10 protein-coding genes are annotated in these 18,496 nt (G+C 43.8%); all 10 read right to left on the minus strand.

Annotated elements, in window-relative coordinates:
* Position 1: 1 nt before the first annotated feature.
* The 10 genes from G9Q97_RS14755 to G9Q97_RS14800 all read right to left on the minus strand — a co-directional run bounded on the left by G9Q97_RS14755 (position 2) and on the right by G9Q97_RS14800 (position 17,886).
* Positions 2-1,927 carry a sulfatase family protein gene (locus tag G9Q97_RS14755; protein ID WP_166148144.1) on the minus strand — a complete coding sequence of 642 codons (1,926 nt, stop codon included), beginning with the start codon at positions 1,925-1,927 and terminating at the stop codon, positions 2-4.
* A complete protein-coding gene (locus tag G9Q97_RS14760) occupies positions 1,924-3,558 on the minus strand; it encodes a sulfatase family protein (protein ID WP_166148145.1) in 1,635 nt (544 codons plus the stop codon). Before G9Q97_RS14760 ends, G9Q97_RS14755 begins: the two co-directional genes overlap by 4 nt.
* 100 nt (positions 3,559-3,658) lie before the next feature.
* Positions 3,659-5,368 (minus strand): RagB/SusD family nutrient uptake outer membrane protein, encoded by a 1,710-nt coding sequence (locus tag G9Q97_RS14765; RefSeq protein ID WP_166148146.1) that lies wholly within the window; start codon positions 5,366-5,368, stop codon positions 3,659-3,661.
* A gap of 16 nt (positions 5,369-5,384) precedes the next feature.
* Positions 5,385-8,699, minus strand: coding sequence for a SusC/RagA family TonB-linked outer membrane protein (locus G9Q97_RS14770; RefSeq protein WP_246255697.1), 3,315 nt, complete (start codon positions 8,697-8,699; stop codon positions 5,385-5,387).
* A gap of 147 nt (positions 8,700-8,846) precedes the next feature.
* Complete coding sequence (locus G9Q97_RS14775; RefSeq protein ID WP_166148147.1) at positions 8,847-9,881, minus strand: FecR family protein; 1,035 nt, start codon at positions 9,879-9,881, stop codon at positions 8,847-8,849.
* A gap of 36 nt (positions 9,882-9,917) precedes the next feature.
* Positions 9,918-10,553 (minus strand): RNA polymerase sigma factor, encoded by a 636-nt coding sequence (locus G9Q97_RS14780; protein ID WP_166148148.1) that lies wholly within the window; start codon positions 10,551-10,553, stop codon positions 9,918-9,920.
* A 289-nt stretch (positions 10,554-10,842) separates the two neighbouring features.
* On the minus strand, positions 10,843-11,415 hold the full coding sequence (locus tag G9Q97_RS14785) for a sulfatase-like hydrolase/transferase (protein ID WP_262889477.1): 573 nt from the start codon (positions 11,413-11,415) through the stop codon (positions 10,843-10,845).
* A 133-nt stretch (positions 11,416-11,548) separates the two neighbouring features.
* Positions 11,549-13,183: a sulfatase family protein gene (locus G9Q97_RS14790; RefSeq protein WP_166148149.1), complete on the minus strand. Its 1,635-nt coding sequence runs from the start codon at positions 13,181-13,183 to the stop codon at positions 11,549-11,551.
* A gap of 133 nt (positions 13,184-13,316) precedes the next feature.
* The gene (locus G9Q97_RS14795; RefSeq protein ID WP_166148150.1) at positions 13,317-14,762 is read right to left on the minus strand and encodes a RagB/SusD family nutrient uptake outer membrane protein; all 1,446 of its coding nucleotides are present in this window, start codon (positions 14,760-14,762) and stop codon (positions 13,317-13,319) included.
* 4 nt (positions 14,763-14,766) lie between these two features.
* The gene (locus G9Q97_RS14800; RefSeq protein ID WP_166148152.1) at positions 14,767-17,886 is read right to left on the minus strand and encodes a SusC/RagA family TonB-linked outer membrane protein; all 3,120 of its coding nucleotides are present in this window, start codon (positions 17,884-17,886) and stop codon (positions 14,767-14,769) included.
* Positions 17,887-18,496 lie beyond the last annotated feature (610 nt).

Genomic DNA, 18,496 nt, shown 5'->3' on the forward strand with positions numbered 1-18,496 from the left:
ATCAATCCACCTTTCGCCGCTCAGGAAATAGGGCAATGGCATCATCGATGATTCGCTGGGGATAGCCCAATCCAGCTCCGGGATCATTGGCTACAAATTCCTTTTCCTTAAAGGTTTGCCAATCTTCCAGGCTTAGCCTGTCGTCCGTATGGCTGTATTGAAAGGCATTGAGGGCTTGTAGCAATACATAGCCATGGGGGGTTGCTAGTGCTTCCTTCATAATGGCCTCAAAGCCGGTATCCGCATCTCCACACAGGGAAAGCGCCTGGGCAGCCATGATTCTATTGGCTGCGGATTCATCCTCCCGGATCATGGCCCTTAAACTATTTTGAATCCTGTCGCTTTGATCCGGGTGAAGAAAAATCCCATAGGCTCCCCAATACCGGATGATCGGATTTTTATTCTTTAGGTACTTAAATAAATTATCAGCATTACCAGCCGTTGCGGCTTTGGCTACGTTCAGTATTTTCCGGATGGTGTAATCTTCGCTTTGTGCAAATTCATAAAGGGTGGCATGTTTTTTACCTGTTCCTGCCAGTTCATGAAACATGGGCTCCGGAATCAATCCCACATCCCTGATCTCCACCATCCAGCGATCCAGTTCTTTAGACAGGCTTCTTACCCTGGCTTTGGAGGCAGGCTGTTCGAAAAGGTTATCTACCTGCCAGGGGTCTGCTTCTGTATCAAAGAATTGTTCCTGGGGTTTGGGTTGGTAAAATTGAGATTGAATTTCATTGGTATTCCCTGCTTCATAAGCCGCTTCATAGGCGCGCCAATTGGCTTGTACCTGGTAGCCGTACCTTGAATCCCTGCCCCTGGGTCTGTGGGGCATAAAATTTCGGATATAATAGTATTTTCCATCCGTCACTGCCCTGGATAAATCGTAGCGTTCTGCCATTCTATCCCTGAAAAAATGGACATATTCAGGCGATTTTTCGGAATCCTTTCCCAGAAATGATTTTCCCTGCATGATGGCAGGAATTTCAGTTCCCGTGATGGAAAGTATAGTGGGTGCCAAATCCACGAAACTGACCAACGACTTGTCCACCTCTCCTGCTGACACGGATGACAAGTGTTTCCATTTGTCGGGAAGGTGTACCATCAAGGGCACCTGGGTGCCCACATTGTAGATATACCGCTTGGACCGGGACAATTGCCCGCCATGATCTGAATAGAAAAATACAATGGTATTTTCAGCAAGACCAGCATTCTCCAGTTCCTGTAACAATTCCCCTACCTGAGCATCCATCAAGGTGATCAGGTCATGGAAACGGGCCCAATCCTCCCTGACTTCGGGTAGATCAGGGTGGTAAGGGGGCAGTTCGATATCCGACGGATCAATGCGGGGTTCTCCCGGGATCAAACCATTTTCAACATAGTATTGTATCCTTTCCTCGCTAAGCTGACTTTCGTGGGTAACGGTAAGGTTGAACACAGCAAAAAAGGGCTGATCCTCTGCCCTGTTTTTATAATGCGCTTGATTGCTGGATTCGTCCCATAGATCGGGGTCATTGATAAAATTGGAATTGTAATCTTTCTTGCTATTATTGGTGCAATGATAGCCTGCCTCCCTTAATATTTTAGGGTAAGCAGGGATTTGCTCAGGCAACTGCACCAGGGTACGCATTTGATGGGTACCTGTGGTGGAAGCGTACATTCCAGACAGGATTGTGGCCCTTGCTACTGCACATACAGGGGCATTTGCATAAGCATTACTGAATTGGATAGCCCTTTTTGCCAGCTTATCCAAATTTGGTGTGTGCGCCTGTGCAAAGCCATAGCTTCCCAGGTATGGGCTGATGTCCTCACAGGTGATCCAAAGTACGTTGGGTCGGTCGGGGGACATTTCCCGGGCCAGAATCCTTCCGCTTAGCATTAAAAAGAACAGAACCAGTGACGCCCTTACCAGCAGGTGTAAATTTCTCATTTTAATGTACTTCCTTCGATGGGTTTTGGAAATTCCCTCATGGGGCTGTAGCGCAGGTAGGAATCAAAAACTTCCGGATCAGGGCCTACCACCCGCGGATCCCCTGTTTCCCGTAGCTCAGCCAGAAGGGCCTGGCGCAATTCTTCTTTGATTTCGGCATAATCAGGATCATCTGCCAGGTTATTCATGCAATCGGGATCCGATTGTATATCATAAAGTTGCACTTCCGGATTTTTTTCGAAAGCGGCTTCAAAAAATGGTCGGACGGCTTCATCATCCCGGTTTTCTACCAGATAGGATTTTGTAGGAGCCGCATCTACATCCGTAAAGGCCCAGTCGGAATGGTGCTCACCATCTTCACCCATTCCATAAAGGGGAAGTAGCTCGTCCTCGTTGTCAGGATTGATGCGTTGAGGGGCACCTGCCGGCCAGCGGTCGGGTTTGATGTTCCAGATCAGCAGGTGGTCCTGACTGCGGATCACCCGTTGGGGGTATCCCCAATTTTGGTAGCGCGACGAAGAATGGCGTTCGCGGCCGGAAAACACGTATTTCCTGGAGGGGTCTATGTCCCCATGCTCCTCTGATTCCAGTAAATGCCGGAGACTTTTTCCGGTGATGGGCAACATACCATCATCACTGGTTTCAGTCAGATCCAGAATAGTAGGCGCTAAATCGATAAAATTAACGGGATCATTTACCATTCTGTCTCCTGGAAATGCCTTGGGATACCTGACAGCTAAGGGGACATGGATACCGTAGTCATAACCATTGGCTTTTGCTCTCGGGAAAGCCATGCCATTATCTGAAGTGACGATAATAATGGTATTGTCCAGCTCTCCTGTTTCCTCCAGGTATTCCAGCATGTACTGCAAATGCTGGTCAAACCATTCGATTTCCACAGCATAATCGAGGAGATCCCCCCTTACAGTCGGGTGATCGGGTAGAAAGCCGGGAACTTCCGCATCCGAAAGTTTTTTATCGGTGCGTTTCCAGGAATCCTGCTCAAAGGCCCGGTGGGGTTCGGTGGCTCCATACCAAAAGAAGAAAGGATCATCGGCCTCCCTTACATTTTCCATGAAATATTTGAAATTTTCAAAATAATTCAGGGAATTGATTTGAGCGGCGGGCCGTTTATCGTCTTCCGTACCAGTTTCGTACCGGATATTGCTATGTGCTATGCCAGCGGCATCTGTCTCCCTCCAAAGGGAATCATTTTCATCCCGGGCATAGCGAAAGGGGGATACTCCCTTTCCGGTACGGCCCGTGATATAGCCATTCTGATCCAGCAAATCCACAAAAGGCACATGCTTCTTTAGCCAGGGAGCGGCATGTTGCCCCGATTGCTCGTTTTGCCAGTGATGACGGCCGGTAATGATGCTGCTTCTGGAAGGTGCGCACCCGGGTGAACCGGCGATACAATTGGTAAAGTAAACTCCTTCCCTGGCCACCCGGTCAAAGGCCGGGGTATTTACAAATTTACTTCCGGCAAAGCTGGTGTGATAATAGGACTGATCGTCACTGATCACAAATAGGATATTGGGAGATCGTTTCTCTGATTCCTCCACGCTGGTCGAACAGCCAAAAATCAAAAAAACAGCAAAAACGACAATTATTTTCAGCACATTTTTCATGTAACAGATGCTTGGTTTCGGATTTGAAATTTGTTAATCGGGCATAATATAATCAAAGATCGGGTTATTTCCTGATTTTAAAGAACAAAGAAGCCCTGACCTATTCGGTAGCATAACCTGGATTTTGCGCCAGTTGGCTGCCGGTATTTCGTTCGATCTCAGAGAAGGGAATGGGCCACAGGTTATGGTAAGGCTGTACATCCACACCGAAATTGGTTACATCGGGCCTGCCTTCGCAATACCGGTTTGTACGCTCGTAAAGGAGACCCAGCCGATTTAGGGTAAGGCGCCTTTTTTCTTCTACTCCGAGTTCGCGCATACGTTCATCCAGGATAAAATCGATATCCACCTCTCCCGGACTCACCGGCCTGGCATTGGCCCTATCCCTGACCACATTGATATCGGTGGCTGCTTCTGCGGGTTGATTGTTGCCTAAGTAGGCTTCAGCACGGAGAAGGTAAGTTTCGGCCAGGCGGATATGGTATTGATCGCTGTAGGTAGTTCCAGCAGTGGAAGAATTTAGCAATTTTAATTCTGCATCCACATAGAGCTCAGGCGGATGTTGGCCAGGGGTGGTAACTTTGGATTGGTAAGGATAGAAATACCTGATGGTATCATCCAGGGATTGCCTGAACAATGGCATGTGATCAGAAATGTTTTGTCCATACCATTCCGATTCCGGATTGTTAAAAGCCACATCGCGTATAAAATTATGCTCAGAATTCCGCATATCTTCCCAGTCGTAATGCCAAATCCCATAGTTAAAGTGGTTGGTACCCCTGAAACGACCAATACCCCTTCCTCCGGTATAATCCGAGACCCCCTGTGGCAGGAAAGGGGCAACACCAGAAGGATCTCGCACAATAAAACTCCAGGGCCTTGGCGCATGATCGCGTTCCAGTTGTGGACCTTCTTTACTTGAAGAGGAGATTACACCTCCCTGAATATCTACCTCGTATTGCCATACCCAGATTCCCTCGGTATTTCCCACTCCTCTGTTTTGATTGTATCTCCTGAACAGGTCCCAGTACACATCTCCCGGCTCACTGGCAAGTGAGCCAAAGCGTTCGGTCATCAAAGCCGTATTGGGGTCATCGATCACCATGCTGGCTGCTGTAATGGCATCCGTCCACCTTTCCAAGGACACATACACCTCTGCCAGGATATGATATGCGGCCAAATTATTGACTTCCCCATCCCGAACAGCTGTGATTTCGGGAAGATTGGCAGCGGCAAACTCCAAATCTTCGGCGGCCTGCAAGTAAACTTCCTCCCGGCTTGCGCGAACGTAATCGGTTTTGGGAGAACTCACTTCCTCCAGCTCCAGCGGTACCCCACCGTAGAGGTGAGCCAAATTCCGGTAAGCAAAACCCCTGAACAATTTTGCCTGGGCTTCAATTAATGTTTTTTCCTGTTCGCTCATGGCTGAATTCTCCATTCGGTTCAATATGATGTTTGCGCCGGAAATCACCCGGTAATATTGCCGCCAATGAAACTCTACCAGTCCACTCGTAGGCAATAGCGTAGCGAGGTAGGAGCCAAACCTCACGTTGAGTTGGTTGGCACCGTTGTATCCCAGATCAGTGCCATAGATATAATCCAGTGGCCTGTGCTCTCCGTCGGATAAGATGACTCTGGATTGGTCATAAAGTGCGTATACAGCCGCATTGAAATCAGAGAAAGTAATGTAGGAGTTTTCCGGGCTTGCAAAATCCAGGGGTACTTCTTCCAAAATTGAAGATTCGTCGCAAGCTGAGGTACCAATCGCCAGTAGACTTGCACACAATATGATATAGTTATATATTTTCATGATTCTTTTTTTTTAATTAAAAACTGACATCCAAACCAGCTGAAAAGCCTTTCATCACTGGCAATCCAGATGGATCAAAACCACTTCCTGTTTCAGGGTCCCAGCCTTCCCAATTGGTCCAGGTGGCCAGATTTTTTCCACTCACAAATAGCTTCAAACCCTGTATTCCAAATTTCTGAACGAGATCTTGATTAAACCTGTATGCCAGGGAAACGTCTTGAAGCCTTACGAAACTACGGCTATCGTAATACCGGTAATCAATACCCGCCACCTGATCCTGGGCCCTGTACTTGGCATCTGGATTGGAAGGCGTCCAGTAATCTACATCAACAAATAAGTTGGATCTTCGTGCATTGTCAGATTGTGCCAAATTTGGATTATTTGCTCCCAAATAACCATTCTTACCTCCCTGGATAGAATTGATAAAAACCCTGAAGGTGAAATTTCTATAGTTGAATTCATTCATCAGCCCGAATCTAAAGGCCGGTTCATTTCTGCCAATGATCACCCGGTCATTGGCATCCACTACACCATCGTTATTTTGATCAATGATCTCATGGGTGCCGACAAAAAACCCAGGAGGCGGTTCCTCACCCAATTGGATGATTCCTGCCGATTCATAATCATAAATGGAATTGATGGATTCACCGATAAACAAACCGCTTCCAATCAGGTCGTCCTCTACCCCATCACCATCAGCATCCAATCCAAGCAAGGAAACAATTCTGTTTCGGTTGGAGGCAATATTAAAATTGGCATTCCAGTTAAATACCCCTGAATTCATTACATCACCTTTCAAAATAAATTCCACTCCCCTGTTGGCAATCTCACCTACATTGGTGGAGATACTATTAAAACCCGTAATTTCAGGGATATTAATGCTATACAACAGATCGTTGGTAGTATTTTGATAATAGTCTAAGGTTCCACTAAGGCGGCTATCGAACAAGGAAAAGTCAAATCCAAAATTGTATCCTGTAGTGGTTTCCCAGGACAGATCAGCATTGGAAAGGGTGGTTACACGTTGTCCAAAAATGGTGGATCCGCCTTCCCCAAATACATAAGCGGGGTATAGGGAAACCCTTGCCAGAGAGGAATACCGGCTAGTCAGGTTGCCATTGGTTCCATAAGAGCCCCTGAATTTAAGGTGGCTAAACGGAGATTGTTCCATAAAACCTTCCTCACTGAGTACCCAACCTACACCCAAAGATGGAAAGATCCCGAACTTATTGTTTTCAGCAAATCCGGAAAAACCATCCCTCCGGACCGTGGCGGTAATCAGGTATTTTTCACTAAAATCATAATTGATTCTAGCTGTCTGGTACAAATAACTTTCGTCCCAGGCACTGGACTGGATCAACTGCAGCTGTCCCAGGCTGAGATCATTGTACCCCAAACCCAAATTGCTGTAATTGGTACCATTTGCCTGGGTACTCTCATTCTTCAATTCCCTTCTTCCTGCCACAAGGGTCAGGTTTATGTTATGGTCATTGTTTATTGTTCTTCGGTAAGTCAAAATATTGTCCAGCGTCCAGTCATAGGCATGATAATTACGCTTAAAAGCCAATCCAGCAGCCCCGGCACCATATTCATTGCTTCTGTAATGCCTCCTCCAGGTATAATTATTTCCGAAATTCACCCTGAAATTTAATCCTTCGATATATGGAATCTCAATATCCATATAGACATTTGCGAATAAATTGTTCCTTTTGTCAAAGTCATTGGACAACGGACTCAGGAAGGGGTTTGCCCGTATGGCACCGTCCGGGTTGAGGATGACATTGCCGGCTTCATCCCAGGGAACCACCAGGGGAGGCATGGAAGTAATGTTCCCCATTGCCGGAATTTCGCCGGAATTGTCCGCAAAAGAACCAAAAGTTTGCACACCAAAGCGAAAGCCCTCTAAAATTTGGTGATCCAGATTTATTCTTGCTGTGATTCGCTCGAATTGATCGTTCATGATAAAACCTTCCTGTTTGGTATAGCCAGTAGAGAGAAAATAAGAAGTGGATTCAGAGGCTCCCCGGACACTTAAATTATGATTGTTAATAAAGCCCCTTTGAGTAGCAGCATCCCACCAATCGAAATCAGTGCCATTTTGAAACCCTTCGAATTGTACAGGTTCAAAAAGTGCCGCCACATCATAATCGGGATTCGGTTGGATATAATCAGGTGGCAAATAGGCCTGCTGCCAGTCCTGATCCCTGATTTTTTGGAGAAATTGCTCCCTATCCATCAATTCAGGCCTGTTGGTGGGCGTTTGGGTGGTGTAGGTTCCGGTATAGTTGAATATGGGCTTCTGTTCGACTTTGCCACTTTTGGTCGTGATCATGATCACGCCGTTGGCCGCCTGTGCTCCAAATATGGCCATGCTGCTGGCATCTTTCAACACATCAATCGACTCAATGTCGTTTGGGTTCAAATCACTAAGGCTTCCGGTAAATATAATGCCATCCACTACTATCAACACACTCTGGTTTCCGCTCAGGGTAGTCCTACCCCTGACGGAAATAGATGGGTTCTGGCCGGCCCTGTTGACCTGTCCCACATTTAATCCCGGTACTGATCCCTGCAGGGATTGGGCGATATTGACATTTGGCGATTCCCTGAAAGCCTCAATATCAGCCCTTACCACCGATCCCGTAACATCTCTTTTCTTCTGAGTACCATACCCAATCACCACCACTTCCTCCAGTGAGGAAGCATCCTGTAACAGGGTGATGTTAATGGTCGTTTGAGACCCAATAGCTACTGTTTTCGATTCATACCCAATGTATGAAAAAACCAGGGTGGCATCATCCGGAACTGACATGGAATAGTGGCCATCAATATCTGTGACGGTACCCGTGGTAGTACCAAGCACTGTAATCGTAGCACCCGGTAAGGGTTCCCCGTTTTCATCGGTTACGGTTCCTGAAATATCAACGGGGAGATCGTCAACATCAATGGTAACTGAACTATTACCCCTTTCAGGGATCCCAACATGGATGTTGTCATTTACCTGGGTAAAACTTAGGGAAACCTGGCCCCCAATGGTACTGAGCACCTGATACAAGGAAACCCTGCGTTCATTGATATTGATTGGTTTGTTTAAATCTAACTGATCATGGTTATAGGTAAACCTAAAATCCGTTTTGGATTCAATATCGGCAAAGAAGCTGGATAAAGGGGCATTTTCCATCCTTATGGATACCTTGACCTCCTCAATATTTTTCCGCTGCGCATTTCCTGTATTGGCTAGTAGAACCGTACAAAAAAGCAACTGAATCAAGAAACCATGTAACATTCGCCTGGACAGCATAATAAGTTGTCTCCGTATATTTTTTTTCATAATATTGACTTGTTTAAGTGATTGTATACTTGAACACTTGCCTTTATTTTCTGAAAACTTGTGAAGGCAAGTTCAGGCAGGATTCCAAACTCCCCAGAATGGGTCCTGCCATTTTCTTAACCGGTATCCAACTTGTTCATCTCTATATTATTTTGGGTTGTATAATGTTATGTTTCTGTTAGCGATCTTGTATTGCCATCCAGAGGTGATACATATCCCTCTCAATACATTTTCCAGGTTTTCATCCTTATAAATGCCGGAATATTTCCAATTCTCAGACACATTACCTACCAACTTCAGGTCGACCCCATACCAATTTTCAATTTTGGCTTTAACCTCATTAAAGGAGGCTGACCTGAAAACCAAAATTTTATCTTTCCAACCGGTTACCTCCAGAGGATCAAAACCCGTTTTGGAAAATTTACCATCTTCTTCAATGGCCAGCATTTCAGCAGGATTCAACTGGACCTGATTGCCTTTTTGATCGTTTACCTGAACCTTCCCACTTAGTAGGGCAATGGATAAATTCGTATGTCCTTCTTTTACATTGAAAGAGGTGCCAAGAACCTTAATTTCGGTGCTTCTGGCAAAAACACTAAAGGGATATCCGTTCTTCCTGACTTCAAAAAAAGCTTCTCCCTTCAATCTGACCCATCTGTCCCCCTGACTGAATGCCTTTGGATATTCTATTTCACTACCGGAATTGAGGTAAACCCTGCTGCTGTCTGCCAAAGTGATAAGGGACCTTTTTCCAGGGGGAACACTTCTAAAAACAGTAATTTCCTCCGCTACCACTGGTTTTATCGGCTCAACGCCTTCAATCATGTGGTGATGGACCATCCAACCACAAAAACATAAAATAGCTATTGCTGCAATGTTTCTTAAAGGGAAAAAGGAAAACCAGGATCCCATTTTTGGTTCATCGCCTGTTTTTTTTTGTTTTCCGGCTTTAATAATGTTCTCAAAGCTTTCCACATACATCTCGTCTGAAACCTCAAAGGAGTGAGCATACTTTACGGACCTGATTATAGAAGCGGCCTCCAACACGGTCTCCCTCTTTTCAGGATGCTGCTGCATCCACTTTTCCCAGAAATGCCGGGTGTTTTTATCAGGCATTTTCACCCATTGGATAAAAAATTCATCCGAAAGAAAATCGATGGTATCGTAATCTTTGTACCTCATTTTGTTAATGCCAATCTAAATAATAGGTTTGATCCTTTAGGATTTTTTTAAAATGCCCTTTAATGTGGCCAGGCCCCGGTAAATAATTTTCCTTGCAGATTTCACTTCGCTGAATTCCATAACATTGGCAATTTCCTTGTAGCTCATTCCCTCTTCGTAAAGCAATAAAATGGCTTGCCTTTGCCTGGCAGTCAATGCTTTCAATGCCTTCCGGACTTCTTGTCTCATTTCTTCATCCTTTTCCCGCTGAATCAGGATTGACTCCTGCGACATGGTAATCGGAAAGTAGGTCTCTTTTTGATGCAGCCCGTCCCTGCCAAATTTTGTTTCCTTTTTAAGTTTGCGGATGATTTCCCGATGCAGGGATTTGAATAGATAGCCTTTAATATGGCTGACTGAACTCAGGCTACCCCTTTTGTCCCTTAATTGGATAAAAATATTTTGCACACAATCCTTTATCAACCCACTGTCACAAGTAATCTGAGACCCGTACCTAAACATGGCCTTCACATGAACCCTGTAGATGTAATTAAAAGCCAATTCATTCCCCTTGTCAAAGGCATTCCAAATCTCCTCATCCGTATTGCTTTCAAACTTCAGTAAGGATTCACTTTGGCTCAAAGGCAAAACCAAATGGCTGGCTGAGAGGATTTCCTTTTTTTCAGGTTTCATTGGGTTTAATTATTATTGGGCTTACTAATATGAAGAGGGAAGCCAGGATGTAAATGACCCCATTATATCGAAAAAAATTAAAAAAAATAAGAAACTAAAAATGTGTTTTTCAATACCAATAGAATATTCTGTTGGTTGATTTTTTCGGGGAATAATAAAAATTTTGGTTAAAAGTAGGGTTTTAATAGATCGAAAGCTTAAAGGTTTTGATGCTCCGCAACCCGGAGACAGGTGGTAATCCAGTGAATTTGGGCAGGAATAACCACTAATGCATTCCAAGAATATTTGCCTAAACGATTTCGCTAAAAAATTCCTCCAATGCCATCCTCTTTGAAGGATCACCTATCAAATTGACATGCTCCTTTGGGTCGGTCTGGTGGTCATAAAGCTCTTCATTGGCTCCTGAGGCATTTTCACCCCATCGGGTATATCGCCAGCGGTCAGTTCTAATGGTGGCAGCGCCACCTCCCGTAATCGTGTAGGCATAATCCCAGGAATCCGGATCATCCCCTCCGGGCTCACCTCTCTCTATGCCTACTGGCACCCCCATGTGAAAAATCTTGGAAATCCTGGCCGTATAATAACCACGTTTGCGAAATAATCCTGCCACAGATGGGTGGACGGCAAGGGCAGGAGTTTCTTTCCGGTAGCTTCCCGGCTGATCATTGTTTTCCAATACCCCATTGGTTTGGGGATACAATCCACTCATAAAGGAAGCCCTGGATGGCCCACAAAGTGGAAACTGGCTGTATGCACGGGAAAACCGAACCCCTTCGGCGGCAAGCCGGTCCAGATGAGGTGTGTGGTTTGTAATTCCCATAAAGGGTCCGATGTTGGTATTCAGATCATCGGATACGATCAATAGGACGTTGGGCTTCTATGCCTGCAGGTTTGGAGCTATCAAACTTACACCTACCAGCAAGAACAGGGCAAATGCACAATAATTCCCCTTAACACTGCACGGATGAACTACCGGAAATACCATTGGAGTGCACCTATTGCCTGTTGTTGCGCTCCATATGTTCCAAATAAGCATCCAGGTATTTTTGGTTCATTTCATCGGAATCTCCGTATTTGTCCCTGAGATCCTTAAGTTTTTGGTGCATTTCTTCCCTTACATCTGCGTATGAGGGATCGTCATAAATGTTGTTCATTTCGTTCGGATCCTCTTTCAGATCGTACATTTCCCATTCATCAATGTCATAATAAAAATGCATCAGTTTATACCTTTCTGTGGCAACGCCATAATGCCTTTTGACCATGTGAACGGATGGATACTCATAGTAAGTATAATATACTGCATCGCGCCATTCTTCCGTCTCCCCACTCACCAGGGTTCTGAAGGATTTTCCCTGCATTTCCGGGGCAGCTTCCACCCCGGCATAATCGAGCAGCGTGGGTGCAAAATCCAGGTTTTGGACCAATTTATCAATCTTTGTTCCCGGTTTAATTTCCTTAGGATACCGGACCAATAAAGGAGTGCGGAAAGACTGCTCGTACATAAAGCGCTTGTCAAACCAACCATGTTCTCCCAGGTAAAATCCCTGGTCAGAGGTATAGACCACAATGGTATTTTCTGCCAGGCCATTTTCTTCCAGGTAGTCCAGCACCTCTCCTACTCCATCATCCACGGACTTAATTGTCCTCAGGTAATCCTTGATATACCTGTTGAATTTCCAGACACCTATTTCTTTTTCTTTATCGTCAAATTCAACCCCTTCCGCCTGGGGATAAGCTTCCAAAAAAGCCTGGTTTTTTGGGTTATAAGCTTCCCTCCATTGGGCCTTTTGCTCATCTGTCAACCGATCCAATTCCCTGGTAAATCCAGTGCTGTCTCCTTTAGGGTCCACTTCAAACTTAAAATCATGTCCCCACATAGCGTGCCCATCGATTTCCATTTCCTGCTCTTTGGCGGCAGTGCCCCGTCCTTCATAATTCGTAAGGTCGTCGAAATAATTGGCAGGCGGGTCAAAGGTTTTGTCATCGTACAGTGTCAGGTATTTAGGAGCAGGTTTCCAATTGCGATGGGGGGCTTTTTGGTTGTAAATCAAAAGGAAAGGCTTATCCTTTTCCCGTCCTTCTTTTAGCCAATCCATGGCAAATTGGGTGGTAAGTTCAGTGACATATCCTTCAAAACGCTGCCTTTCCCCATTGACCAAAAAATCAGGATTATAGTAGTGCCCCTGTCCGGGCAAAACCATGGAATGGTCAAATCCCTGCGGTAAGCCATCCAGGTGAATCTTACCAACCATGGCCGTATTGTACCCGGCTTTCTGAAGCATTTTGGCAAAATTGTTCTGGTCCCAATTAAAGGGTTGAATATTGTCCACTTTACCATTTAGAAAACTATGTTTCCCAGTTAAAACTACCGCACGGCTGGGAGCACAAATGGAATTGGTGACGGTGGCTCTGGTAAAAAGTGCACCTTCCTCCGCCAGCCGGTCAATCTGTGGCGTCTCATTAAGGCCATGACCGTAGGCACTGATGGCCTGGTAAGCATGGTCATCGCTCATGATAAAGACGATGTTGGGTGGAGCATCCTCTTGTTTTTCCTGCGTATTGCAGGCAGCAGCAAGAACACTCATCAAAACGGTAAAAAATAGCAAGCTATTTCTGTAGGTTAATTTCATATCAGGTCTAAAGTTAAATCATACATCATGCAGCAGAATTAGTGCATTTCTCAAGTTCCCTGTTGGCAATTATCTATTACGGAATGCCAATAAACGAAAAGAAAGAAAACATGACAATTTAATAGAAGTAAATCTAATATCCTTCATTTTGAGTTAAATTCGGATTTCGTTCAATTTCAGTTTGTGGAATAGGGTACCTAACCTGATGGTCCATTGCAGGTTTACCACGCTCTTTTGCCATTTCTATAAATTTGCCATGGCGTATCAGATCTTGCCTTCTTAATGCCTCGGTATGGAATTCCCTACCTCTTTCGTCTAATATAAAATTCCTTAAATTTTCCTTGCCAGGAAAATCGTTTACGGTGAAAGTGGAAACCCCGGCAGCTTCCCTTATCCTATTCAACAAATCTACGGATTCCTGATTCGGACCATTGATTTCGTTCAAAGCCTCTGATCTGGAAAGCAGGATATCTGCATACCTTAGAAAAGGGAAATCATCAGACGAACGGCTTATCCCCTGACTCGGGTATTCAGGAAATTTCATACTTCGTGCATTATCATTTCCTAAAACAATTGTCTCTCCCTGCTCATTAACAAACTCAAATAAAAATGCATTTAACCTTTCGTCCTCAGGCTCAAAAAGTTCTAAAAAAGCTGACCATATTTTATACTCAGCAGCAAATATGACACGAGGAGGATATTGCCATTGATAACCTCTGGGAACCACATGGCTTAGCCAGCCATCTCCAGTATTATCATCCGGATTATCTGACATTACGGCCACAAATATGAACTCATTGTCTCTTTGATTATCGGGACTAAACAACTCAGTTCGACCACCCTGGGTAAACAAATCATATATCCCAAGATCCATCACCTCCTGTGCCGAAGATGCAGCATCTTGCCACCTTTTTGTCATCAAATAAAACTTGGTCAAGGCACCAAGCGCAGCTCCCTTGGTGGCACGCCCGTATTCGGAATTTCTTGGTTCCACAGGCAATGCCTCAGCTGCGGAGATGAGTTCATTTTCAATGAAAGAAACGATTTCTTCTTCGGTAGCTCTGGCTGGCCGATCCGTAACTGTTGTTTGGCTTTGGGTGATTAGGGGGACAGGTCCAAAAAGATCGTACAGCAAATAATAGTTAAATGCACGCAGAAACCTGGCTTCAGCAATTGTTTCTCTTTTTCTGGACTCGTTCATTTCAATACCTTCAGCATTGTCCAAAACTACGTTAGTTCTGAAAATCGTGCGGTAACGACGCTCCCACATACTCCTGATCCATTGGTGCGAACTTGTCCAGGTGAATTCTTCAATTGGTTCGTTGAAGGTAAATATCCCTCCGCCACGTTCCAATGCAATATCAGTATTTACTTCCTGCAGCGTTACCCCGTCTCGCTTAATATCGCTATACCTTAATTCACCATACACAGAATTAAGGACTACATCGAGATCATCGCCTGTGTTGAAAAAATCATTGGGGCTTAAGACGGTAAAGGTTTCTTCTTCCAATAAGTCTTCGCAAGAGATCAGCAGTGAACAAATCATTGCCAACCAAATAAGTGATTTTAGCTTTGTCATGTTTTCAAAAATTTACATTAATTCCGATTGCATAAGTTCTGGCAAGTGGATAGGCACTATAATCAATCCTTAAATTAGACGTTCCCAAAGAGTTAATATCGGGATTATAGCCGCTGTAATCGGTCCAGGTGAGCAGGTTCTGACCTGAGGCAAATAGAAGCAATGATCCAATACCCTTGATATTTAAGTTTGGAAAAGCGTATGCTATCCTGGCACTTCTTAATCTTATAAAAGAAGCATCTTCTACTACTCTGCTATTGAAATCATAGGTTCGGGAAGGGTTAACAAAGGATGGGTTCTCGTTCGTTGGATTATCAGGAGTCCATCTATCCAAAACATAGGTTTGTCTGTTTCTTAAATCATCGATTGGGTTTTCTGAATCAATTTTAGTGAAATTTGCCATTTCAAAACCAAATTTACCCTCCAGGAATACTTCTAGTGAAAAACCTTTGTAGGATAAGGTGTTATTTAGCCCTACAGTGAAATTAGGAAATGGATCGCCTATAATGGTTCTATCCTGATCGTTGATCACATTATCACCGTTCAAATCCTGGAATTTCCTACTGCCGACGGCACCGTTTGTCTGAGAGGGTGAATTGGCCAACTCCTCTGCAGTCTGAATAACTCCTTCGAACACATGACCATAATAAGCATTGACAGGCTGTCCCACTTCCAATATCGTATAATCTTGCATGAAACGGGTACCGCCTTGAAGAATCCTTGGGAGCAAGCCAAGATTAGTAACCTCGTTCTTCACTGTGGCCATATTGATATCTGTTATCCATGAAAAGTTTCCCACGAAGTTCCTTGACGATAATGAAAGTTCAAAACCACTATTTCTGGTATTCCCTACATTTTGCAAAGAATTACCAAAGCCTGTAGTGGTAGGAATGGGTAACAACAATAGTAAGTCCCTGGTATTGTTCTGGAAGTATTCCACTGAACCGGTAATTCTCCCGAAAAGCATGCCTAAATCAACTCCTAAATTAAAGGATTCTGTTGTTTCCCATTTTAGATCCGGATTTGCCAATTGAGTAGGAGCGATAGATTGGTATTCATCACCATTAAAAACTGCAATTGGTCCTGACCCCAAAAGAACAAGCGATCTCCCATTATCAATTTCCTGGTTTCCACTCACCCCATAGCTAGCCCTTAATTTGAAATCGGAAACAAGGCCTTCCTTCGGAAAAAAAGACTCATTGGCTATGTTCCAGGCAAGTGCTCCTGAGGGAAAGTAGGCAAATTTGTTATTGGCTCCAAATCTGGATGACCCATCCGCCCTGAATGATGCCGTCATCAAAAAACGTTCGTCAAAAGAATAGTTCGCCCTGCCAAAACCTGAAACAATATTGTTTTTTCCTTTAAATGACCCAACTTCATTTAGGAAAGGATCACCAGAACCCAAATTATTTGGCCCGAAAGATGTGGTGGGAAAACTCATTGCACTTGCATTAAACCCTGAATTCATGAATTCCTGGTAAGAATAACCACCAAGCAAATTCAACCTGTGCTGACCATTGATTATTTTGTTGTAATCCAATGTAAATTCAAAAACATAACTATTGCTTTCGCTCAATCCTTGCGAAGCCTGACCTTGACGCAAAAGACCAATTTGAGTCACCACATCATCAAAAGTATCGCTTCTTGCAATACTCTGATCTACACCCAAATTTACTTTTGCTTTCAAATCACTAATGAGCTCATATTCCAAAAATCCATTACCAAAAAGACGTGTTCTTCTTTCAAAACGATCCATGGTTCGAGCCTGGGCCACCGGATTGCTTAAATCCTGCAGGCTGGTTGAGTAGGTTCCATCGCTATTGAATACCGGTTCTGTAGGTGGTAATTGTAATGCCGCCGCAATGACACCAGCAGTGGCGTTAACTCCAAGGCCAAGCGGCACTTGATCCTCTTTTACATAGCTATTATTGAAATTGATCCCCACTTTTAACTTATCTCCCACAGAATGAGTAAGATTTATCCGGCCGGAAAACCTTTTAAAACCAGAACTAATTACGATGCCATCCTGATCAAAAGCATTTAAGGATAAGAAATACTGGGTATCCTCAGATCCACCCGAAAAAGATACACGATGTTCCTGAATGGGTGCGGAGCGGAAAATCTCACCTTGCCAATCTGTGCCTGCACCTATGGTGTTAAAGTCATTTTGACTGAAGATAGGTTCCCGACCTCTATCGAGATACAAATCATTGTAAAATGACATGTATTGTTGGGCATTCATCATGTCTAATGTTTTCGTGGCTGCTTGAATGCTGGTCGTTACATTATAATTGATAGTTAAAGGACTATTTTGCTTTCCGCTTTTGGTGGTTATCAATACCACTCCGTTTGATCCTCTTGCTCCATAAATTGAGGTGGCGGAGGCATCTTTTAAAACTTCTATGGATTTTATGTCGGACGGATTCAATGAATTTTCCGGGTTTGCTCCGGGAAGTCCGTCGATCACATATAGCGGCTCATTTCCTGCGGTTATGGAATTGGATCCTCTTATTCTTATGGAAAAATTTCCACCTGGCCGGGCACTTGCCTGGGTCACCTGAACACCCGGAAGCCTTCCCTGAATGATCTGTTCTACCGATGCCTGGGAATCCGTATTCAATTTATCCGCCTGTATGGAACTTACTGAGCCCGTAAGGTCACTTTTTCTTACTGTCCCATATCCCACCACCACCACTTCATCCAGAGATGACTGGTCTTCGCTCAAGGATACATTGATAATATTTTGCGTACCTACAACTACAGATTTGGATTCATAACCAATATAGGAGTAAACCAGAGTAGCATCCTCCGGAACTGTAAGGGAATATTTCCCGTCCAGATCTGTAGCAGTACCTATGCTGGATCCCGATACGGAAATAGTGGCCCCCGGCAACGGCTCCCCGTTTTCATCGGTTACCGTTCCGGAGATTTGAATGTCAACATGTAAGACCATAAGGTCCCTTTCAGGAAATGATCGGTTTATTAAATGTGGACTGATATTATTGGAACTGACCTTGGTTCCTCCAATGATTTCGCTTTTGTGTATGGGTAAACCAGCAGCGGCAAGTTGTCCTATAAAAAGCAGGGATAAAAAATATCCAAAAATCAACTTTCGAAAAGGCATCCCTTTTTGCCTAATTTTTCTCAGATAAAGACAAAAATTAAGATTATTACTGCTGCAATTATTTTTTATTTTCATTACAGTTGGGTTTAAATTAAAAATTAAATTTACCAGAATACGTCTGGTCAGGTATCCATTATTTTAGCCGTCATGTATAATATGTTAGCCATTATCATTTAATTTTTTTTGATAAAATCAGGGCAAACAAATATTTGCTCCTAATTTTGAATCCTAAAAATTACATTAAGGTTTTTCATTTGTAAGTTAAGATGGTTCCAAAAAGTAGTAATAATTTAAAATAAATCAAAGAATCAAAAAATGTTATTTTGAATTACAAAAAAATGTTCCGTTGCTTGATTTATTGGTATTGATAAAAAATATGGCCAAAAAGGAAGAATTCGAAAGATTAAAAAAATTGCATGTCCCTTCTTTTGCCGGAGGATCAAAATTTTCAAGATACTTTTATTATACCCTTCTCCAATTCAGCTAACATCAAACAACCCATTATCTGATAAATAAATCATCAAGGTATTTCCCAGGTTTCCACTGGCACCAAGTCAAAGAATTGTTATTTATTTGATTTCAACCCTTTCTCCAATATATTTTCAATATG

It is taken from the genome of Cyclobacterium plantarum (assembly GCF_011290685.1).
GTDB lineage: Bacteria > Bacteroidota > Bacteroidia > Cytophagales > Cyclobacteriaceae > Cyclobacterium > Cyclobacterium plantarum.